Genomic DNA, 22,204 nt, shown 5'->3' with positions numbered 1-22,204 from the left:
CGTGATCGTCGGGCATCCGGGTTCAGGAGATCCCGAACTCCTGGTCGATGAGGGCCAGGAGTTGGTCATCACCGACCCCGTCCAGGTCGGGGCCGTCCGGGTCGGGTACGGCGTCGACGCGGCGCAGCAGGCCGCGCAGTCGGTCGGACAGCTCCCGACGGACGTCGTCGGGGACCGACCCGTCGGTCTCGGCGGCGGACACCGCGCTCTCCAGCCGGGCCAGTTCGCCCAGGAGCGGAGTCGGGGCGTCCCGATCGTCGAGCAGTCCGGCCAGGTGATCGGCCAGGGCGGCGGGGGTGGACCGGTCCAGGACCACCGTCACCGGCAGGTTCAGTCCGGTGCGCTCGATGAGCCTGTCGCGCAGGCGGACCGCGCCCAGGGAGGTGCCGCCCGCGTCGAGGAAACCGCGCAGCGGTTCGACCGCGTCGGGCCCCTCGTGGCCCAGGATCGCGGCGGTCTCCACCCGGACCAGGTCCAGGACGGCGCGGGTGCGTTCGGCCGGGGTCGTCCCCTCGGGCGGGGTCCAGGTCCCCTCGGCGGCCTCCGGTCCGGGGCCCGCCACCGACACGGGCGCGGCGGTGGTCGCGGCGGCCGGGTCACGCCAGTAACGGCGGCGCTGGAAGGCGTAGGTGGGCAGGTCCACGAGGCGCGCGCCCTCGCCGAACACGGTGGCCCAATCGGGTGCGACACCGTGCGCGAACGCTTCGGCCAGGGCGATCCGGAACCGGTCGGGACCGCCCTCGTCCCGGCGCAGGGTGGACACGACGGCGGCGTCGCGGACCCCCTCGGCCTCGGCCGTCTCCACCAGGGCGGGACCGAGCAGCGGGTGCGGTCCGATCTCGATGAACAGGTCGTGTCCGGTGGCGACGAGGGCCTTGGCGGTGTCGTGGAAGCGGACGGGTTCGGCGAGGTTGCGGTACCAGTAGCGGGCGTCCAGCTCCCCCTCCCCCACCGGGGCGCCCGTGAGGCAGGAGTGGAAGGGGATCTCACCGGCGCGGGAGACGATCCCGGCCAGATCCGCGTGGACGCGCTCGCGCAGGCGGGCCACGTGGGGGGTGTGCGAGGCGTAGTCCACGGCGATGCGACGGACCCGCACGCCCCCCTCGTCGTACTCCTTGAGCAGGCGGGCGACGTCCTCGGGTTCGCCGGCGACGACGGTGGAGGTGGGACCGTTGACCACGGCGATGTGCAGGTCGGCGTCGCGTCCGGCCAGGTCGGCGCGGACCCGCTCCTCCGGCAGGGCCACCGAGCCCATCGCCCCGGTCCCCGACAGCTCCAGGACGGCGCGGCTGCGCAGCGCCACCACGGCGGCGGCGTCCTCCAAGGACAGCAGGCCGGCCGCGCAGGCGGCGGCGACCTCGCCCTGGGAGTGGCCGACGACGGCGTCGGGGCGGACGCCGTGGGCGCGCCACATCTCGGCCAGGGCGACCATGACCGCCCACAGCACCGGTTGGACGACGTCGACCCGTTCCAGGGAGGGCGCGCCGGGGTCGCGGCGCAGCACGGCGGTCAGCGACCAGTCGGTGTGGGGCGCCAGGGCGCGTTCGCAGTCGGCGATGGTCCCGGCGAACACCGGGGATCCGGTGAGCAGGTCCACGGCCATGTCGGCCCATTGCCCGCCCTGACCGGGGAACACCCAGACGACACGGCGGTCGGCGCGGGCCCGACCGGTCACGACGCCGGGGTCGGGTCGGCGCTCCGCCAGGGCGGACAGCGACGCCGTCAGGGCGTCGCGGTCGGGGCCGACGACGACGGCGCGGTGGTCGAAGGCGGTGCGCGAGGTCGCCAGGCTCCAGCCGACGTCGACCGGGTCCGGGGCGGGGTCGTCGGCGACCCGGTCGCGCAACCGGGCGGCCTGTGCGGCGAGTGCGGCGGGGCCACGGGCCGACAGCGGCCACAGGATCGGACCGGGATCGGCGTCCCGGCCCGGGGCCGGCGCGTCCTCCGTCTCCGGGGCCTGCTCGACGACGAGGTGGGCGTTGGTGCCGCTCATGCCGAACGAGGACACGGCGGCGCGACGCGGAGCCCCGGTGGCGGGCCAGGACCGGGCCCAGTCCACCAGGCGGACGGTGCCCTCGGACCAGTCGACGTGCGGGGTGGGCTCGTCCGCGTGCAGGGTGCGCGGCAGCACCCCGTGCTTCAGGGTCAGGACCAGTTTGATCAGGCCGGAGATGCCGGCGGCGGCCTGGGCGTGACCGAGATTGGACTTGAGGGAGCCGAGCCACAGAGGCCGGTCGGGGGTGCGCGCGCGGCCGTAGGCGGAGATGAGGGCCTGCGCTTCGATGGGATCGCCGAGAGTGGTGCCGGTGCCGTGCGCCTCGACGAGGTCGACGTCGGCGGGGGTGAGGCGGGCGTCGGCCAGGGCGGCGCGGATGACGCGCTCCTGGGAGGGGCCGTTGGGGGCGGTGAGACCGTTGGAGGCGCCGTCCTGGTTGACGGCGCTGCCCCGGATCACCGCGAGCACGGGGTGACCGGACCGGCGTGCGTCGGAGAGCCGTTCCAGGACGACCATCCCGGCCCCCTCGGAGAAACCGGCGCCGTCGGCCCCGGCACCGAACGCCTTGCAGCGACCGTCGGGGGCCAGCCCGCGCAGGTGGGTGAACTCGGTGAGGATGCCGGGCCGGGCCATGACGGTGGCCCCTCCCGCGAGCGCGAGGGAGCACTCGCCCGCACGCAGCGCCTTCACCGCCAGGTGCACGGCCACCAGGGACGAGGAGCAGGCGGTGTCGATCGTGATCGCCGGGCCGGTCAGGCCGAGGGTGTAGGACAACCGCCCGGAGGCGACGCTGGCGGTGGTGCCGCTGACCGCGAACCCGTCGCCGGGGGCCTCGGACAGGGAGGGTCCGTACTCCTGGGCGATGGCGCCGACGTAGACGCCCGTGTCCGTACCGGCGAGGGAGGTCGGGGGGATCCCGGAGCGCTCCAGGGACTCCCACGCCACTTCGAGCAGCAGGCGCTGCTGCGGTTCCATCGCCTCGGCCTCACGAGGGGAGATCCCGAAGAAGGCCGGGTCGAAGGCGGCGGCGTCCGTCAGGAACGCGCCCCGGGACATGGCCGACCGGGGCCCGTCGGTGTCCCCGCCGAGCAGGGCGTCCAGGTCCCAGCCGCGGTCGGCGGGCAGGGGGCCCGTCACCTCGTCACCGCGTTCGAGCAACCCCCACAGGGCGCCGGGGGTGTCGATGCCGCCGGGCAGCCGGCAGCCCAGTCCGACGACGGCGATGGGTTCGGGCGCCCGGTCGAGCCGTTCCTGGAGGCGTTCGTTCTTCTTCAGCGCCGAGCGAAGGGCCGTGACGAGTTTGGCGGTCTGGTCGCTATCGGTGGCCATCAACGGTCTCCTGTTCGCCTTCGATGAGGGAGTCGTCGTCCTCGCCCAAGGCGAGGTCCAAGAGCCCTTCCACGTCCATGTCGTCGATGCGGCTGTCCTCAAGGGGTTCGTCGGTGTCGGGCACGGGATCCTGCGCGGGGTCGGCCGGTGTCTCGGGGAAGAGCGCGTCGGCGACGTACCGGGCCAGGGCTCGGGGGGTGGGGTGGTCGAACACGACGGTGGCGGGCAACCGCAGACCGCAGGCGGCCCCCAGACGGTTGCGCAGCTCCACCCCGGTCAGGGAGTCCAGGCCCAGTTCCTTGAAGGGCCGGTCGGCGGGCACCTCGGCCGCGTCCTCGACCTCCCGGCCCAGGACGACGGCGGTGTGCTCGCGCACCGCCGAGACGAGCGCCCGTTCGCGTTCGGCGTCGGGGAGCCCGGCCAGGCGGGTCGCCGACAGCGGCGGGGCGGTGGTCTCCTCCTCGGGCGCCCCCTCCTCACGGGGGCCGATCAGTTCGCTCAGGATCGGCAGGTCGGGAGCGTGGGCGAGGTTGAGCAGGGCCGGGGCGAGCGCGGCCCGGTCCAGGTAGAGGGCGGCGTCCATCCGGGCCAGGGCGCGGTCGGTGGCCATGGGCAGCAGACCTCCCCGCCCCAGGGCGTCCAGGTCGCCGTCGCCGAGGTGGCCGGTCATCCCGCTGGCCTCGCCCCACAGCCCCCAGGCCAGGGACAGGGCGGGCAGGCCTCGCTGGTGGCGGTGGTGGGCGAGCGCGTCGCAGAACACGTTGGCCGCCGCGTAGTTGGCCTGCCCCGGGGAGCCCAGGGTCCCGGTGATCGACGAGAACAACAGGAACGCGCCCAGGTCGAGGCCGACGGTGAGCTCGTGCAGGTTCCAGGCGGCGTCGACCTTGGGCCGCAGGACCGTCTCGATCTTGTCGGCGTCCAGGGAGAGCACGGTCGCGTCGTCCAGGACGCCGGCGGTGTGCACGACGGCGCCGAGCGGCCGGTCCAACGATCCGAGCAGCCGGGCCAGGGAGGCGCGGTCGGCGACGTCGCAGGCGTGGACCTCGACCCGGGCGCCCAGGGCCCGCAGTTCCTCGGTGCGGCCGTCCTGGCCCTCGGATCCGGCGCCGCCACGGCTGACCAGGACCAGGTCGCGGACCCCGTACCAGGTGGCCAGGTGGCGGGCCACCCGATGGCCGAGGGTGCCGGTGCCGCCGGTGATGAGGACCGCGGCGCCCTCGGGGAAGGGGGCGGGCACGCGCAGCACGGTCTTGCCGATGGTCTCACCGCGCTGAAGGGAGCGGAACGCGTCGCGGACGTCGCGGATGTCGTGCGCGGTGATCGGCAGGGGCCGCAGGGACCCGGAGGCGAACAGCTCCATGATCCGTTCGAGCATCTGCCCGATCCGTTCGGGGGCCACCTCGGGCAGGACGAACGACTGGTAGCCGCGGCCGGGGTGGGCGGCGGCGACGTCCGCCTCGTCACGGACGTCCGTGCGGCCCATCTCCACGAACCGACCGCCCACGCCCGCACCGCCGCCGGGGGCGCGCAGCAGGCGCAGCGAGGCGTCGACGAACTCGCCGCTCAGGGAGTTGAGGACGACGTCGAAGCCGCGGCCGCCGTTGGCGGCGCGCAGGGACGTCTCGAAGTCCAGGTCGCGGGAGGAGGACAGGTGCTCTCCGGGGACCCCGTACTCGACGGCGACCTTCCACTTGTGCGGGCTGGCGGTACCGAACACCTTGGCGCCCATGTGGCGGGCGAGCTGGACGGCGGCCAGCCCCACGCCGCCGGCGGCGGCGTGGATCAGGACGCTCTCCCCCGGCCGGACCGCCGCCACGTCCACCAGGGCGTGATAGGCGGTGAGGAAGACGACGGGGACGGCGGCCGCCTCCTCGAAGGTCCACCCCTCGGGGATGCGGGCGACACGTCTGCGGTCGGCGACGGCCACGGGGCCGAAGGCCGACCCGAACATGCCGGCGACCCGGTCTCCGGGGACCAGGTCGGTGACCCCGGGGCCGACGTCGAGGACGGTCCCGGCGCCCTCCAGACCGATGCCGTGCTCGTCGGGGATCATGCCGAGGGTGACCACCACGTCGCGGAAGTTGACCCCGGCGGCGCGGACGGCGATCCGGACCTGGTGCTCGCCCAGCGGTGAGGCGGCCTCGGGTGCGGGCAGAGGGGTCAGCGCGTCCAGGGAGCCCGGGGCGGTCACGGAGAGCCGCCACAGCGGGCCGGGCGGAACGAGGGCGCCCTCGTCGACGGCGGGTACCAGGCGGGGCACCAGGACCCGGCCCGATCGCAGCGCCACCTGGGGTTCGCCCAGTTCGGCGACGCGGGACAGTACCCGGTGGGAGTCCTCCGACCCGTCGGAGTCCACGATCACGAGCCGGTCCGGGTGCTCGCGCTGGGCCGAGCGCAACAGGCCCCACACGGAGGAGGCGGCCAGTCCGCCGAGGCGGTCGGCGGGGTGGGTGACCACCGACCGCCAGGTGACCAGGACCAGGCGGGCGCGGGCGGTCCGCTCGTCCGACAGCCAGGTGCGGATCGAGGTCAGGGCCGAGTCGAGGCCGGCGCGCACGGCGGCGGGCACCGACCCGTGATCCGCGTAGACGGCGCGGGCGGGGAGTTCGGCGTAGACGACGTCGGGCACCGGGCCGTCGACGGCCGGCCCGTCCAGGGACGGCAGGTCCGTGGGGACCGCGCCGTCCATGCCGGGGCCGTCGATCTCCTGCCAGCGCACCCGGTACAGGTCCGGTTCCTCGTCGGGCGCGGACGGCAGGGCCGCGGGGTCGACGGGGCGCAGGACCAGTTCGTCGACGGCCAGTACCGGGGCTCCGGTGTCGTCGGCGGCCGTGAGCCGGTAACGGTCGCCGTCGACGTGTTCCAGGAGGGTGCGCAGTACGCGGGGCGGCCGGGCGGGCGCGGCGGAGCGGACCCCGCTCCACGCGAACGGGACCAGGGGGGCTCCGCCGTGGGAGCCGTGGAGCAGCACCGCGTGCAGGGCGGCGTCGAGCAGGGCGGGATGCGGGCCGGTGAAGGGCCCGGGGGCACTCCCTTCGGGCAGGGCGGTCTCGGCGAGCAGCGACCCGTCGACCCTGCGCCACACCCGGCGCAGACCCCGGAAGACCGGCCCGTAGGCGTACCCGCGACGCAGCAGTCCGGCGTAGGCCTCCCGTTCCTCGAATCCGGCGTCCACGACGCCCTCCCCCGGCCAGTCCGTCGGCACCGTCCGGGAAATCTCCTCCTCCGGTGAACCGGGAACCCCCGGGGGGGCGATGGACGTATCGGGGGAGTCCGCGGTGAGGACCCCTGAGGCGTGACGGACCCAGACGCCCCCGGCGGGCCGGGCGTGGATCGTGAGAGACCGGTGGCCGTCGGCGTCCGGGGCCCGGACCGTGACCTGGAGGTCCACCGCACCGCCGCGCGAGAGCAGGACCGGGCTCTCCAGGGTGAGGTCGGCGACCCGGGGGACGCCGCTGCGGGCGCCGGCGTGCAGGGCCGCCTCCACCAGGGCGGTGCCGGGCAGCAGCGCGCGGCCGAGCAGCCGGTGGTCGGCGGTCCAGGCCGGGGCGTCGAGACCGACGGTGCCGGTGAACACGGTGTCGCCGCCGACCAGCTCCAGCCCTTCGCCCAGGAGCGGGGACGCGGCCGAGGCGGGCGCGGCGGCCGGTTCCACCCAGTGGCGGCGCCGTTGGAAGGGCAGGTCCGGCAGGTGCACCGGGGCGCCCTCGTCGGCGACGCCCTCCAGGATCAGGTGGGCGTTGGTACCGCTGATACCGAACGAGGACACCGCGGCGCGGCGGGGCCGTCCGGTGTCGGGCCAGGGTTCGTTGTCGGTGAGCAGCCGCACCCCGCTCCCCTCCCACTCCACGCGCGGGGTGGGTTCGTCCACGTGCAGGGTGCGGGGCAGCCGGCCGTGGCGCAGCGCCTGGACGGTCTTGATCACACCGGCCACGCCGGCGGCGGCCTGGGCGTGACCGATGTTGGACTTGAGCGATCCCAGGCGCAGCGGTTCGTCCCGGTCGGCGCCGTAGACGGAGATGAGCGCGTTCGCCTCGATCGGATCGCCCAGACGGGTGCCGGTGCCGTGCGCCTCCACGACGTCCACCTCGCCCGGTTCGAGTCCGGCCGTGGCCAGGGCCTGCCGGAGGACCCCTTCCTGGGCGACGGGGTTGGGGGCGGTGAGGCCGTTGGAGGCACCGTCGGAGTTGATCGCGCCGCCCCGGATCAGTGCCAGGACGGGACGCCCGGCGCGGCGGGCGGAGGACAGGCGTTCCAGGACGATCACGCCGACGCCCTCGGACCAGGCGGTGCCGTCGGCGTCGGCGCCGAAGGCGCGGCAGCGGCCGTCGGCGGCCAGCCCGCGCTGGGCGGAGAACTCCAGGAACATGCCCGGGGTGGACATCACGGTGACACCGCCGGCCAACGCCATCGCGCACTCGTTCCGACGCAGCGCCCCGGCGGCCTGGTGGATCGCCACCAGGGAGGAGGAGCAGGCGGTGTCCACGGTCAGCGCCGGCCCGTGCAGGCCCAGCACGTAGGCGATCCGGCCCGAGGCGACACCGGCGGTGGAACCGGTGAGACGGTACCCGCCGTCGCCGACGCGGGCCGGGTCGGCGAGCCTGGGCCCGTAGTCGGAGGCCATCGCGCCGACGAACACGCCCACGGAGGAGCCGCGCAGCTCGTCGACGGTGAGGCCGGCCCGGTGGACCGCCTCCCAGGAGGTCTCCAGCAACAGTCGCTGTTGGGGGTCCATCGCGTCGGCCTCGCGACGGGAGATCCCGAAGAAGTCCGCGTCGAACAGGTCGGCGTCGTAGAGGAACCCGCCTCGCCGGGTGTAGGTGCGGCCGGGCGTACCGGGTTCGGGGTGATAGAGCGCGTCCGTGTCCCAGAAGCGGTTGTCGGGGAAGTCGCCGATGGCGTCCGCGCCCTCCTCGACCAGGCGCCACAGCTCCTCGGGGGAGGTCGCCCCACCGGGCAGCCGGCAGGCCATCGCGGTGATGGCGATCGGATCGTCCTCGGCCGCGGCCGCGGGGGCCGCCGGTGGGGCCGCGACCGGTTCCGGGGTGGCCCGGGGGACGGCGGCCGCCGTGGCGCCCCCGCCCAGGGTGACCTCGTCGTCGCCCAGCTCCTCGGCGAGGAACCGGGCCAGATCCGCGGGTGTGGGCCGCTCGAACAGTGCGGTGTCGCCGAGGCGGACCCCCGTGGCGCGCTCCAGGGCGTCGCGCAGCTCCAGCATCATGATCGAGTCGAAGCCCAGGTCGCGGAAGGCGCGCTGTTCCTCGCCGGGCGCCAGGGACCCCCGGGACAGCACCCGGGCGGCCTTCTCGCACACCAGCTCCAGTACCGAGGCGGTGCGCCCGGGCATCGCCTCCGCCTCCTCGGGGACGGCCGACCAGTCGACGGTCGTCCCGGTGCGCGCGCCGGTGGCGTTCCCGGGCCAGAACCGGCGACGCTGGAACCGGTAGGAGGGCAGGTCGGTGCGGCGCGCCCCGGTGCCCTCGAACAGTCGCGGCCAGTCGACGTCCACCCCGGCGGTGAAGGCGCGGGCCGCCGAGTTCAGCAACTGCGTCTGGTCGCCCTCGCCCCGTCGCAGGGTCTTGAGGACGTGCCCGGACACCCCGGCCCGGTCCAGCGAACCCCGTAGGCCGTGTGCGAGCACCGGGTGCGGACCGACCTCCAGGAACACCCGGTGACCGTCGCCGACCAGGGCGTCGACGGCGTCGGAGAACCGCACCGGGTTGCGCAGACCCGCGTACCAGTAGTCGGCGTCCAACGGCAGGTCGCCGAGTTCCGCGCCGGTCAGGGTGGAGTAGAAGGGGACCTCGGGGGCGCACCACCGCACCCGGCCCAGGTACTCGGCGACGCGGTCGCGGATGAGTTCCACGTGCGGGGAGTGCGAGGCGTAGTCCACGTCGACGAGGGCGGCGTGCACGCCCCGCTCCACGCAGTGTTCGACCGCTTCGCGCACCGCGCGCGGGGCACCCGACACCACCACGGAGGCGGGTCCGTTGATCACGGCGACGTGCAGGTCGGGCAGGGTACGGGCGAGTTCCTCGGCCTCCTCCACCGGAAGGCCCAGCGAGGCCATGCCGCCGCTGCCGGCGAGCCCGGTCAGCGCCTGGCTGCGCAGCGCCACGATCCGGGCGGCCTCCTCCAACGGCAGGGCGCCGGCCACGCACGCCGCGGCCAGTTCGCCCTGGGAGTGGCCGATGACGGCGGCGGGGCGCACCCCCAGGGTCTCCCACACCCTGGCGAGGGAGACCATGACCGCCCACAGGACCGGTTGGATCACGTCGACCCGGGCCTGGGAGCCGGTCACCGGGGGCGCCTGCGGTTCGCCGCGCAGCACCGAGGACAGGGACCAGTCGACGTAGGGTCCCAGGGCGCGTTCGCACTCGCGGACCCGGGCGGCGAACGCCTCGGCCAGGACGCCGTCGGCGTTCAGCAGGTCGCGGCCCATGCCGATCCACTGTCCGCCCTGCCCGGGGAAGACCAGGACCGGCCCGGGGTCGCCGACGGAGGCGACGCCCTCGGGGCGCACCGACTCCAGTTCCCGGGTGCCGCCGTCGCCGGGGGCGAAGACCACCGCGCGGTGTTCGAACACGTCGCGGGTGGTGGCCAGGGAGAAGCCGATGTCGTGGGCCTTGAGACCGGGATGGGCGGACACGTGCGCGTGCAGGGCGGAGGCCTGGGCGCGCAGTGCCTGCTCCGAGCGGGCCGACAGCACCCACGGCACGGGGTCCAGGGTGCGGGTGATCGGCCCCTCGCCGGCGGACCGGTCGGCGGGAGCGGGCCCCAGGACGAGGTGGCAGTTGGTGCCGCCCATGCCGAAGGAGGACACCCCGGCCATCGGCGCGTGGCCGGGCCAGGGCTCGCGTCGGGTCTGCACGGTCAGCCCCAGGACGTCCAGGTCGATGCCGGGCGCGGGCTCGGTGAAGTTCAGGGTGGGCGGGATCTGTTGGTGTTCCAGGGCGAGCACGGTCTTGACCAGGCCGACGATCCCCGCGGCGCCCTCCAGGTGCCCCACGTTGGTCTTGACCGACCCGACCCGCAGCGGTTCCCCCCGGCCGGCCGAGAAGACCTCGCCGAGCGCGGCGGCCTCCACCGGGTCGCCGGTGGGGGTGCCGGTGCCGTGCAGCTCGACGTAGCCGATGCGGTCCGAGCCCTTGCCCGCGTCGGCGTGGGCGGCACGGATGACCTCGGCCTGCCCCCGCACGGTGGGCCTGGTGAGGAAGGAGTCGCCGCCGACGTGGTTGACCGCGCCGCCGTGCACGACGGCGTGGATCCGGTCCCCGTCGGCCAGGGCACGGCCGAGCGGTTTGAGGACGACGACGGCACCGCCCTCGCCGCGCACGTACCCGTTGGCCCCGGCGTCGAGGGGGCGGATCCGGGCGTCGGGGGACAGTCCGCCGAAGCGGACGATCTGTTCGGTGCTCTCGGGGACGAGGATGAGGTTGACGCCGCCGGCCAGGGCGATCTCGCTCTCGCCCCGGCGCAGGCTCTCCATCGCCAGGTGCACGCCGACCAGGGCGGAGGACTGGCCGGAGTCCACGGTGAGGCTGGGGCCGCGCACTCCGAGGAAATGGGACATCCGGTTCGCGATCATGCCGCGGTGGGTGCCGGTGAGGGTGTGGTGGGTGATCGCCCCGGGGCCGCCCCGGTCGTGCAGGAGCGCGTAGTCGGAGCCGATGGCCGCGACGAACACGCCGACGCGGGCGTCGCGCAGGGAGCCGGGGGCCGTGCGGGAGTTCTCGATCGCCTCGCGGCCCAGTTCGAGCATGAGCCGCTGTTGCGGGTCCATGGCCAGCGCCTCGCGCGGGGAGATCCCGAAGAAGTCGGCGTCGAAGTACTCGGCGTCGTGGAGGTAGCCGCCCCAGTGGGGGCCGCGCTCGGGCGATCCGCCGCCGAGGCGTTCGGGCGGGGCGGCGATGGCCTCGCGCCCCTCGCCGAGCAGACGCCAGAAGGCCTCGGGGGTGCCGGCCCCCGGTAGCCGGCAGGAGACGCCGACGATGGCGATGGGGTCCCAGGTGCCGGGGGCAGGGTCTCCGGTCGGTCCGCCGTTCATCGTTGCCCTTCCCTTTCGACTGCCCTCGCCTGACCCGAGCACGCTCCCGTTCCGGGACGCTGCCCGTGCAGGTGCACGAGAACGCCGTTTCGGGCGTGATGAAATTCGGACACTGGGCAACTCCGGAACCCACAATCTCAGAGATTCACGGCAACTAACCCACGGAACGGCATTCGGGGTCAAACAGGAACCAACCTGAAGGAGGGTAACGCTTGCTCGCAAGCGCTGACAACAGTGGGGTCTTTTTCGGACAGAGGATTGATCCTGGTCCGTACGCAGTTAATGGGAGCGCAACAGTTTACGGACGTAAGAGAAACCGAAAAGGTGGGGTTTTCGGGCAAGAGAAGAGCCCGGTGCCCTCCGGGCGCCGGGCTCTTCCCGGTTCCGATCAACCGCCGTTTCGGGCCTGCACCTCGGAGATGTAGCGCTGGGCGATCTCGGGGTCGAACATCCAGGTCTTGTAGTCGGACGGGGAGTCCCAGCCCTGGATCCAGCGGTCGGCCACCTCTTCGTACTGCACCGCCGCGCCGAGCATGTTCATGATGTGGTCGGGCAGCGACTGCTCGACCATGGTGGAGGCGAACTCCGCCCAGGCCTGATTGTCCTGTCCGAATTCCCAAAAACGGTCGAACACTCGGACCATGAAGTCCTCATCGAACGGCTTGTCCCCGTGCTCGACGATTCCCTCCAGGTAGGCCTGGGCGCAGCGGGTGGAGTTGTTCCAGCTCTGTCCCACGAACGGGTCCATGGTGACCACCACGTCGGCCATGCCGATGGCGAGCCCGCCGGAGGGGAGCCGGCCCACCGGGTTGCGCACCTGCGGCGTCAGATCCTCGACGATGGTGCTGCGCCCGTCCACCAGTACCGCGTCCTTGGACCGTTCGAAGAACTCCGGCGCGTACTTGCGCATCAGGTCCTTCATTCGACGCAGCTGCTCCTCCGGCCCCGGGCGGTCCGGCCAGGCGTCCATCGGGCCGCCCTTCTTGTCCACCAGGAGCAGGTTGTGGGCGGGCCCCTCCTGGGTGAGGATCGGAACGAGCATGATGTTGCCCGCCTCCTCCGTCACCCCGAACCAGCCGATGTTCTCCGATTCGCCCGGACTGGGCGGCCACAGGTCGTAGACGTAGGCCTGGGCCAGGGCCCGGGGGCGGGTCCCGCTGAACCGGCTGGTGTCGTGGTCGAAGAGCTGGCCCAGCTCTCCGTGGCCGACCGCGACGATGATCAGCTCGAACATGCGGGAGAAGTAGTCGAGGTCGGTCACGGTGACCCCGTGGATCACCACCTTCCCGCCACGATCCTCGAAGAACTCCAGCCAGTCGGCCATCTTCACCCGACGGTCGACCGCCACCGTGTAACCGTTCCCGGGGTGGGAGCGGCCCCTGATGGCCGTGACCGGCTTCCCTTCGCGGAAGACGGCCAGCTTCTGTTCGCGGATCTGCGGGGAGAGCGCGCTCCAGAAGTCGAGGTCGAACTTGCGCTCGTACTCCAGGGCGGTGGGAAAGGTGAACTGGGAGATCGAGGGCCGGCCGGTCCGGATCTCCAGCGAGGACTGCCCCGTGATCACCGTGACGTCGTAGCCTTGGGTCAGGAGCCCGTGGGCCAGGTGCAGCCCGGCGTGGCCCGCGCCGACGATGAGGATCTTGCGCATGTGTGGCTTACTTTCCTGGGGAATCTACGGGACGACCGGGGGGAGCGTGCCGGGGGCGACCTCCCCGCCCGTCAGGCGACGGGCTCGCTGGCGCGGTTGTGCTCCAGGGCGTACCTGAGGAGGGTCTTGAGGACCTCTCCCCCGGAGAGCCGCTGGCGGGCGTCGAAGTCGATGATGGGGACCTCCGGGCTGACCTCCAAGGCCTCGCGTACCTGTTCGGCCGTGTAGTCCAACTGCCCTTCGAACCGGTTCAGCGCCACGATGTAGGGAATGCGCTTGTTCGTCTCGAAGTAGTCGACGGCGTCGAAGGAGTCCGCCAGACGACGGCAGTCGACCACGACGACGGCGCCCACGGCACCCCTGACGAGATCGTCCCACATGAACCAGAACCTCGCCTGGCCCGGTGTACCGAACATGTACATGACGAGTTCGTCGTCGATGGTGATCCGGCCGAAATCCATCGCGACGGTGGTCGTCGTCTTGTCGGGGGTGATCGAGGTGTCGTCGTGACCGATGCTCGCCTCGGTCATGATCGCCTCGGTGGTGACGGGCGGGATCTCCGAGACCGAGCGCACCAACGTCGTCTTGCCGGCACCGAAGCCGCCGGCGATGACGATCTTGCTCGACATCTTCTTGCGATTGGACCGCTTGTCACTGGAAAAGTCGTTCGAGACCACGAAGAGCCCTCTCCAGAACCTGGTTTTCCGATGGACTGCTGCCGGTGATGGTCGGGTGGATGTACACCAGGTCCTGTTCCGCCAGGTCACTGACCAGGACCTGGGTGACGCCCAGGGGGATGTTCAACTCGGCCGAGACCTCGGCCAACGACCGGGTCTCCCGGCACAGCTTGTAAATACTGATCGACTCCGGCATGAGGGTGCCAGGAGGTTCCTGCCCGGGCTCGGACGTCGAGACCAGGGTCTGCACCATCAGCGGATGCCGTGACCGCGTCCGCCCACCGGTGAAGGTGAACGGGCGAACGCGGTTGCTCCTTCGCCTACGGAAGCTCATTGACGTGGCAACCTCATTCCTGCCGAACCGTAACGGGTCACCGTCGTCAGTTCTGGATGACTTCGCGCAGCTGCGAGCGCAACTGCGGCGTGAGCACATGGGCGACGTTCTCGACGAGCTTGGCCATCTGGAAGCCCACGAGCTTCAGCTCGCTCCCGGGGGCGGTGAGCACCGCCATGCAGGAACCGTCGCTGATCGCCATGATGAACAGGTGTCCGTGGTTGAAGCGGACGAGCAGTTGCTCGCACTCACCGCGCTGGAACAGGCTCGCCCCGCCCACGGCCAGGCTGTGCAGGCCACTGGCGATGGCGGCGAGCTGCTCGGCGTGCTCCTCGGGGAAGTCGCTGGAGTGGGTCAGCACCAGGCCGTCGGAGGAGACCACGACGGCATGCTCGACACCGCGCACGTCCCGCACGAACCGGTCGATGAGCCACGAGAAGTTCTCAACACTGTCGTTCACGGATTCAGTCATGCTCTACCTGCCTCGGCCGAGTGTCATAGGGGTTCGGGGGAATGTGCGCGCGCACTCCGGGTGCGCGCGCCGGGGGGTACGGCCGCTCATTCCTCGGCCTTCCCACCCGCGTCGTCCGTGGTGCCGTCGAGATCCTCGCCCTCCAAGGCCGCACGCTCGCCTTCGAGGAAGTCGCCCAGCTCGTCCCGGATCTGTTCGGCCCGGGCCTCTCCGGTGAGCTTGGGCGGTGTGTTCTCGCGCGCCTTGGAGGCGGCACCGCCGGGTTCGGGGCGCGGCATCATCCGCAGCGGCGAACCGTGCGGGGTGGCGCTGCGCCGGGGCAACCCGGCCGAGGTGATGGAGGAGGCGGCACCGGAAGGGGCGGACCCACCGGTCGGCTTGCCGTTGGGGGGCGCGGTGGTCGGCGCCGCGGACGCCGACCGCGTGGCGGAGGCGGTGCTCGTGGGGATCGTCGAGGTGCGCGACTGGCCCGGGGTACGCGGCGTGGCCACGCGCAACAGCTCCTTGGGGACGATCGCGTAGGCGCTGACCCCTCGGAAGGCACGGGACTCCAGCTTGGCCTCAAGGCCGTGCTTCTTGGCGATGCGGCTGGCCACGTAGAGGCCCATGTGCCGGGGCACCTCCTCGTCGAGCACGGGGTCGCCGGACAGACGCTCGTTGAGTTCGGCGAGCTGCCGGTCCGGGATGCCCACGCCCTCGTCCTCGACGACGATCATCAGACGGCCGTCGTCCATCTCCTGGCCGCTGATGACGACCTGGGAGTGCTCGGGCGAGTTGGCGGTGGCGTTGTCGAGGAGTTCGGCCAGCAGGTGGCTGATGTCGTCGGCCGCCATACCGGTGATGGAGGTCTGCGGCAGCTTGCCCAGCATGACCCGGGGATAGTCCTTGATCTCGGACATGGCGGCGCGGGCCACGTCGAGCAGGGGGACGATCTCGTCGTGGGCGTCGGACTCGCCGCCGTCGTGTCCGGTGAGCACCAGGAAGTTCTCCCCGTTGCGCCGCATCCGGGTCGCGAAGTTGTCGATCTGGAAGAGCTTGTCGAGCAGGTCGGGGTCCTGGGCGTCGGCCTCCAGTTCCTCGACCATCTCCAGGAGCGCGTCGACGAGGGACAGGTCGCGCATGGCCAGACCCGCGAGGGCCTCGTTGAGCAGCCCCTTGCCGCCCGCCACCGCCGGGGGGACGGGCGAGGGGGCGTCGCCGACCGGCTCTCGGGGCGTCTCCTCGCCGGCCCCGGCCTCGGTGAGGGCCGCCGGGGCGGCCTCCTCGACGACCGCGGCGGTCGTGTCGTCCACCGCGGGTTCCTCGTCGGGGGCCGGCTCCGTCTCCTCGACCGGCTCGGCCCGGGTGAGCGCCTTGTCCTCGCGGTCGCCGCGGATCTCGGTGGCCTGGGTCTGTTCGGCGAACAGGGTGGCCGCGGAGTCGGCGGTGATGACCTGCGGCGGCTGACCGGCGGTGAACACGATGACGTGCTGGACCGGTTGGCCGTAGGGGTTGGCCTGCCCGGGGTAGAACACCGGCTGGCCCTGGACCACGTAACCAGGGGGCTGGAAGGGCGGCGGGTAGACGTTGGGGTAGGCCATCGGGTGCTGGAAGGGCGGCGGGTACACCGGGTAGGGGTAGGCCATCGGCGCCTGGGGGTAGGGGTACTCGCCCTGGGGGTGCGGCGGCTGCGGCGGGGGCCGGTAGGCCTCCGGCCGGGGGGCCCGCGGATCCTGCCCGTAGGGGCCGTGGTCGGGACCGTAGGCGTCGCGGCGGGCGCCGTGGTCGGGACCGTAGGGGTCACGGTGATCCGCGCGGGGCTCGCGCGCCGCGTAGGGCTCCCGGTAGGGGTTGCCCCGGGGGGCGCGGTCGTAGCGGGGTTCCTCGCCGCGGGAGGGATACTCCGCGCGGGGCGCCCGCTCACCGTACCCGGGGTCGTAGGAGGGCTCTCCGCGTGGCGGCGCCTCGGAGGCGTAGCGGTCGGACTCGGCCGGGCCGCGGCGGGCGCGCCAGGACTCCTGGCGGTGCCGTCTGTCGGGGTCGGGGCCCGGTTCGGCCGCCGCGGCGCGGGGCTCGTGGTGCCCGGAACCCCCTTCCGGAAGGCGACCGCGGTGGTCGTCGCCCTGGGGCGACTCCCGGCGGGTGGGCTCGGGCAGCGGGGACTCCGGTACGGAGGACGCGGGGGTGTGTGACACAGGGGCCTCGAATTGCTCCGTGTGAGGGGGCTCGGACGCGGGACCGGTCGCCGAGGGGACCGGCCCCTCGAACGCGAACGGGGTCTGTTGCACCGGGGCCTCCTCCTCGGACGCGGTGTGCTCCGTCGGAGCGGTGACTTCGGGAGTGCGCGGTTCGGGCTCGTCGAGACCGACACCGCGCCATTGACCGACGGGGGTGACATCGGGCGCGACGTCGTCGATCTCGACGCGCCGGACCGTGGTGTAGGGGTTGGGGACACCGGGCCGGGTGGCGGGTCGGTAGCCGTTCTCGGCGGAGCCGGAGAAGGGGCCGACGGGCCGTTCCACCGAGGGGAGGTCCCCGGGCGGGCCGCTCTGGGCGCCACCCGCCTTAGTCTCCCCCGTCACGGGAGAGGACCCGGCGGTGTACCGACCGCCGTCCCGGTCCGCGGTGCGGCCGGGTTCCTGCGAGTGCGGATGCACGGGCTGATGCACGGGATTTCCTTGCTCGGTCTCCATGGAGCGGGTTTCCTGGATCCTGACCATACGGTAGATGGCCCTACGGAAACGCCCCTCTCGCCTGACTGTGGGCTCCTCCTCCGTCGACGCCTTCGGCCCGTCCCCGGGGGACCGGGGGGCGGAGCCGTCTGCCGGCGGTGGCGCCTCTGCCACTGTCTCGTCTCCTTGGCTCGGGTCGGCGGATCGCCCCCACTCGCACGGGACGGGGATGGGAACCCATTCCGGAGACAAGCATCCACGGCCCGCACAATTCCTGCACTTCCACCGGTAATCGTCGTTCGGTTCGCCAGACTAACAAAGGTGGACCGGCTTGGCAGAAGAATCGGAGAAGCACCGGAAAAGGGGCGCGAACATCACTCTTGACCAGGGAGGACGAGAGCGGGCAGAGAGGCGGATCAATGGATGGTTGATATATTTTATTATGTTTTGTCCAGCTAGGGACTTTAGTCGTTTTTCGGTCAGCGGACCCATGGTTCACACGCCGTCTCGGGGCCGCGCCCTTTCGGAGCCTTCCCCACGCCGGGCGTTGACCAGGGCCACCCTGTTCCCCCAGGGGTGAACGTTCTCATAGACCTCCTGATGCGCCTCACCGATCTCGTCGAACTCCACCACCGAGGTCACGCAGGGGTCCAGCAGTCCCCGGTCCACCAGGTCGACAACGGCCCGGCAGTCGGCGGTGGTGGCGAAGTGCGAGCCCTGGAGGCGTTTGAGACGCATCCACAGGAAGCGCAGATCGATATCGGCCCGATACCCCGACGTGGCCCCGCAGGTCACCACCATGCCCTCGTTGTCGCACACGTAGAGGGAGGTCGGTAAGGTGTCCGCCCCGCTGTGCTCGAAGACGATCCGCGGGCCGCGCCGCTCCCCCAGGACCTCCCAGAACCGACGGCCGAAGGCGCGAACGCCCGCGGACCAGGCGGCGTGGGCCTCGGCGTCGCCCTCCTCCGGCATCCGCCCCCAGTGGTCGAACTCCGTGCGCAGCAGGACCCCGACCGCGCCCAGTTCCCGGCACACCCGCGCCTTCTCCTCGGTGGAGACCACCGCCACCGCCCGGCCGCCCGCGTTGCGGACCAGCTGGACGGCGAAGGAGCCCAGGCCCCCGGCCCCGCCCCAGATCAGCACCGGGTCGCCGGGGCGGACCACGTGGGGGTGCCACCCGAAGAGCTGCCGGTGGGCCGTGGCCGCGGCGGCCAGGAACCCCCCGGCCACCTCCCAGGACATGCCCTCGGGCCGGGGGTGGCACTGCACATCGCGCACCAGGCAGAACTGACCGAAGGAGCCGTGGTTGGACTCGTACCCCCAGGCCCGCATGCTCCGCGAGGCGGCCGGGTCCCGGCCGAGCCGGATGTCCTCGGAGCGTTCGTCCCAGTCACCCGGGGAAAGGATCACGTGGTCGCCCACCTCGACCCCGCGCACCCCGTCGCCCACCGCCCAGACGATGCCCGCTCCGTCGGAGCCGCCGATGTGGTGGTCCTCGGTCGCGCCGGCCCTTCGCCGGGCCGCGATGACGTCGGCGGGACTCCCCAGCGAGGCCCAGACGTTGTTGTAGTTGATCCCCGCGGTCATCGTGTAGACGAGCACGTATCCGGCCTCGACCCGCGGCACGGGAACGATCTCACGGGCGAACGCCCCGCGCGGGGGCCCGTAGCGCTCGGCGCGGATCGTCATGGCGTGCATACGGGCGGGCACATGTCCCAAGGGGGGCATGTCGCCGAGGTCGTACAGGTCTGCGGCCATGGGAGGGGGGCCTTCCACATCCGGTACGGGCGCGGGGAGGGAGGGCCGGGGTGGTGGAACGCTCCCGGCATTCCAGGAGACTATCGCCAGAAAACCCCCACCGGGTTCCACTCGTCCACTTTCGTGATCAAGCTCGGGACTTTGGTCCCGGCCCCGCGGACCTCGGGAACGGGGCGGGCCCCGCGTGGGCCCGCCCCGTGACGGCGGTCGAACGGCGCGAGGGTCACTCCCGCCCTCCCGCCGGGTGTGGGCGCCCCGTCACTCCACCGGCTTCAGGTCACCCTGGATCAGCGACAGGATGACGTGGTTGTCCCGGTAGATCTGGTTCTGCGCGGCCGGGTGGCCGTCGTCGAACCTCTCCACACGGACCCCCTCCAGTGCGGGGGCCAGGTACTTGTACGTCCAGATCGGGATGCGCGGCAGCAGCTCGTTGAAGACGATCGACATCGTCTTCAGGGCCTCGATCTGCTCCTCTTCACTGGGAGCGGTCTTGGCGACCTCGACCAGCTTCTCCAGGTCCACCTCGCCCTGGCTCGGGCTGTCGACCTTCAGGTCGAAGTCCTGGCCCGGGTTCTCCTCGGTGCGCGCGTTCTCCACCAGGTAGTTCATCTGGAAGGCGCCCCAGTAACCCGGGATCTCCGGGTTGCCCCAGTGGCGGACGGCGACCTCGAAGTCGCCGGCGGCCCAGATGCCCCACGGGTTGTCGGAGGGGACGTTGGACGCGGTGGTCTTGATGCCGAAGCCGTTCCAGGCCTCCTCGACCTGGGTGGCGGTGAGCTCGAAGTCACCCCAGCCGACCACGCCGATGACCTCGAAGGCCGCCTCCTCACCGTCGGGCAGGAGCCAGACCCCGTCCTCCTTGGTCCATCCGGCGTCCTCCAGCAGCTCGGTCGCCTTGTCGTGGTCCAGGTCGTAGGTCTCGAACCCGGCCAGCTCGTCCGCGCTGAAGATCTGCTCGGCCTGGAGGTCGACCAGACCCGCGTAGTGATCGACGCGGCCGTAGGCGTCGCCGCGCGCGACCTGGCCGATCTGGTCACTGTCGAGCAGGTGGGCCAGCGCCTTGCGGACGCGCACGTCCTTCAGCTCGGGCTTCTTCTTGTAGTTGAACATCAGACCGCAGCCGTCGTAACCGGGGTGCTCGACCGAGCGCAGCCCTTCCACGTTCTGGAACGCCTGCTGGTCGGCGGCGGAGGTGGCCAGGGTGGAGTAGTCGACCTCGCCCTGCTGGATGAGCAGGGAGGCCTGACGGTTGTCGCCCTTGTGGACGACGATCTCGTCGAAGCCGACCTCCGTGCCCTGGTAGCCCTCCTCGTTGCGGACCAGGGTGATGCGCGCGTCGGCGAGCTGGCCCGGGTCGAACTTGTACGGACCGCTACAGATGATCTCGTCGGGGTCGAACGCGATGAACTCGGCGTTGAACTCGTTGTGCTCGTCATCGCCCTGGCGGACCCCGCCGCCGAACATCTCGATGGCGCGTTCGCCGAAGTCCCCGTAGGTGGACTTGGAGAAGATGCGGTGCTTGAGGATCCGCAGTTCGATGCCGGGGAACGGAGCGTCGAAGCGGGCCCGGACGCTGAGGTCGTCCAGCTTCTCCAGCTCGGTGATCTGCGGGAAGCCGACGGACCAGGACGGGGCCTCCAGGGCGCGGATGGCGTAGTTCTGGTGGAGGTCGTCGGCGTTCAGGTCGGTGCCGTCGCTCCACTTCAGGCCCGGTCGCAGACTGACGATGAGGTCGTCGCCCTCCCACGTGCTGCTCTCCACGAGCAGGTAGTCCCATTCGTGGGTCGCCCAGTTGTAGAACGCGCTCGACGTCAGGAACAGGTCGACGTAGACCGAGTTGGTCAGCAGCGCCCCGTCCTCCACGGCGACGTTCCGGGTCTGGGCGTCCAGGTCGAAGTCGTAGACACCGGTGAACTGGCCGACCGTGGCGTTCGCGGCGTTGTCGCCACCGGCGCAGGCGGTCAGGACGTTCGCGCCCGCGACGCCGACCGCGCCGAATCCGACGGCCTTGAGAAGGCGTCTGCGGCTGAGGTCCCGGAGGAGGGTGTCGCGGTTGGGGGTGAGGGTCATTCCTGGCGCTTCCTTTCGATGAGGACGGCGAGCAGTCCGAGGGAGAGCACGGTCAGGCCGATCACGACGGTGAGGACACTGATCACGAACTCGGCTGTGCCGGGGGGATTCAGCAGGGCCGTGAGGCCGGCGGTCAGGGTGAGGAAGGCTCCGACGAGCAGGCCGAAACGGCCGATGAGGAGCATCCGCTCACCCCTGGCCGGCCACGTGGCAGGCGAGCAGGCGGTCGTGGTCGCGCACCAGTGGCGGCCGGTGGGTGTCGCACACGCCCTGGGCGTACACCGGGCAGCGCGGGTGGAAGTCGCAGCCGGGCGGCAGATCGGTCAGGTCGGGGATGTCCGCGTCGCGCAACCGGACGCGTTCCCTGGTGCGCGCGAGGTCGGGGTCGGGCTCGCAGACCGCGGAGATGAGCGCCTTGGTGTAGGGGTGCCGGGGGTCGTTGACCACCCGGGGCGTGGGCCCGCGCTCGACGACCTTGCCCAGGTACATGACGGCGATCTCGCCGTCCCAGGCGAAGTACTTGGCCACCGCCAGATCGTGGGTGATGAACAGGAAGCCGACGCCCAGTTCGTCCCGCAGGCGGCCCAGCGTGTTGAGCAGGCTGACCCGGATGGAGACGTCGAGCATGGAGGTGGACTCGTCGGCGATGATCACCTCCGGGTTCATCGCCAGTGCGCGGGCGATGGCGACGCGCTGACGCTGACCGCCGGACATCTGGTGCGGGTACTTGTCGAGGAAGTCCTCCGCCGGGGTGAGATCGACCCGTTCCAGCAGTTCGGCGGTGACCCGACGGGCCTCCCTCCGGTCGGCGACCATGCGGTGCCTGCGCAGCCCGGCCGAGACCGTGGAGTGGACGGTGCGCACCGGGTTGAGGGAGGCGTAGGGGTCCTGATGGATGTACTGGACCGCGCGTCGGAACCCGGACCGCTCCTTCTTGTCCATGGCGTCGATGTTCCGGCCGCGGAACAGCACCGAACCCCGGGTCGGGGCGGCCAGCCCGGCGGCCATCCGGGCGGTGGTGGTCTTGCCGCAGCCGGACTCCCCCACCAGACACAGGGCCTTGCCGGGACGCACCTCCAGGTCGACGCCGGCGACGGCGGGGACGTCGCCGCGCGGGCCGGGGAAGACCTGGTGGACACCGTGCAGGCTCAGCAGGGCGGGGTTCGACGCGGCGTTCGTCGCGGTCCCGGGGGCGGGGTCGGCGGTCGGTGGCACGGAGCGG

Annotated in this window: 11 protein-coding genes; all 11 read right to left on the bottom strand. The window is 72.2% G+C overall.

From position 1 onward, the window contains the following. Positions 1-22 precede the first annotated feature (22 nt). Positions 23-3,325, bottom strand: a complete 3,303-nt coding sequence (locus tag PWG71_RS00495) for a type I polyketide synthase (protein WP_274807437.1) — start codon at positions 3,323-3,325, stop codon at positions 23-25. Then, positions 3,312-11,372 carry a type I polyketide synthase gene (locus PWG71_RS00490; protein ID WP_274807436.1) on the bottom strand — a complete coding sequence of 2,687 codons (8,061 nt, stop codon included), beginning with the start codon at positions 11,370-11,372 and terminating at the stop codon, positions 3,312-3,314. Before PWG71_RS00490 ends, PWG71_RS00495 begins: the two co-directional genes overlap by 14 nt. Before the next feature lie 388 nt (positions 11,373-11,760). Further along, positions 11,761-13,020 carry a styrene monooxygenase/indole monooxygenase family protein gene (locus PWG71_RS00485; protein ID WP_274807435.1) on the bottom strand — a complete coding sequence of 420 codons (1,260 nt, stop codon included), beginning with the start codon at positions 13,018-13,020 and terminating at the stop codon, positions 11,761-11,763. 71 nt (positions 13,021-13,091) lie between these two features. Beyond that, positions 13,092-13,649: a GTP-binding protein gene (locus PWG71_RS00480; protein WP_274807434.1), complete on the bottom strand. Its 558-nt coding sequence runs from the start codon at positions 13,647-13,649 to the stop codon at positions 13,092-13,094. Between the two features lie 22 nt (positions 13,650-13,671). Beyond that, positions 13,672-14,031 carry a DUF742 domain-containing protein gene (locus tag PWG71_RS00475; protein WP_013151545.1) on the bottom strand — a complete coding sequence of 120 codons (360 nt, stop codon included), beginning with the start codon at positions 14,029-14,031 and terminating at the stop codon, positions 13,672-13,674. A 46-nt stretch (positions 14,032-14,077) separates the two neighbouring features. Next, a complete protein-coding gene (locus tag PWG71_RS00470) occupies positions 14,078-14,503 on the bottom strand; it encodes a roadblock/LC7 domain-containing protein (RefSeq protein WP_274807433.1) in 426 nt (141 codons plus the stop codon). Positions 14,504-14,589: 86 nt separating this feature from the next. Beyond that, complete coding sequence (locus tag PWG71_RS00465; protein ID WP_274807432.1) at positions 14,590-17,151, bottom strand: sensor histidine kinase; 2,562 nt, start codon at positions 17,149-17,151, stop codon at positions 14,590-14,592. A 498-nt stretch (positions 17,152-17,649) separates the two neighbouring features. Beyond that, positions 17,650-18,912, bottom strand: coding sequence for a crotonyl-CoA carboxylase/reductase (gene ccrA / locus PWG71_RS00460; RefSeq protein WP_274807431.1), 1,263 nt, complete (start codon positions 18,910-18,912; stop codon positions 17,650-17,652). Between the two features lie 258 nt (positions 18,913-19,170). Continuing rightward, positions 19,171-20,982, bottom strand: coding sequence for an ABC transporter substrate-binding protein (locus PWG71_RS00455; protein WP_274807430.1), 1,812 nt, complete (start codon positions 20,980-20,982; stop codon positions 19,171-19,173). After that, positions 20,979-21,167 carry a hypothetical protein gene (locus PWG71_RS00450; RefSeq protein WP_274807429.1) on the bottom strand — a complete coding sequence of 63 codons (189 nt, stop codon included), beginning with the start codon at positions 21,165-21,167 and terminating at the stop codon, positions 20,979-20,981. Before PWG71_RS00450 ends, PWG71_RS00455 begins: the two co-directional genes overlap by 4 nt. Before the next feature lie 4 nt (positions 21,168-21,171). Continuing rightward, positions 21,172-22,197 (bottom strand): ABC transporter ATP-binding protein, encoded by a 1,026-nt coding sequence (locus PWG71_RS00445; RefSeq protein WP_274808093.1) that lies wholly within the window; start codon positions 22,195-22,197, stop codon positions 21,172-21,174. Between the last annotated feature and the right edge of the window lie 7 nt (positions 22,198-22,204).

Origin of the sequence: Nocardiopsis sp. N85 (assembly GCF_028882275.1) — a bacterium.
Lineage (GTDB): Bacteria > Actinomycetota > Actinomycetes > Streptosporangiales > Streptosporangiaceae > Nocardiopsis > Nocardiopsis lambiniae.
The sequence above is the reverse complement of the archived record's forward strand: the minus strand, read 5'-3'. Positions and strand labels throughout refer to the sequence as shown.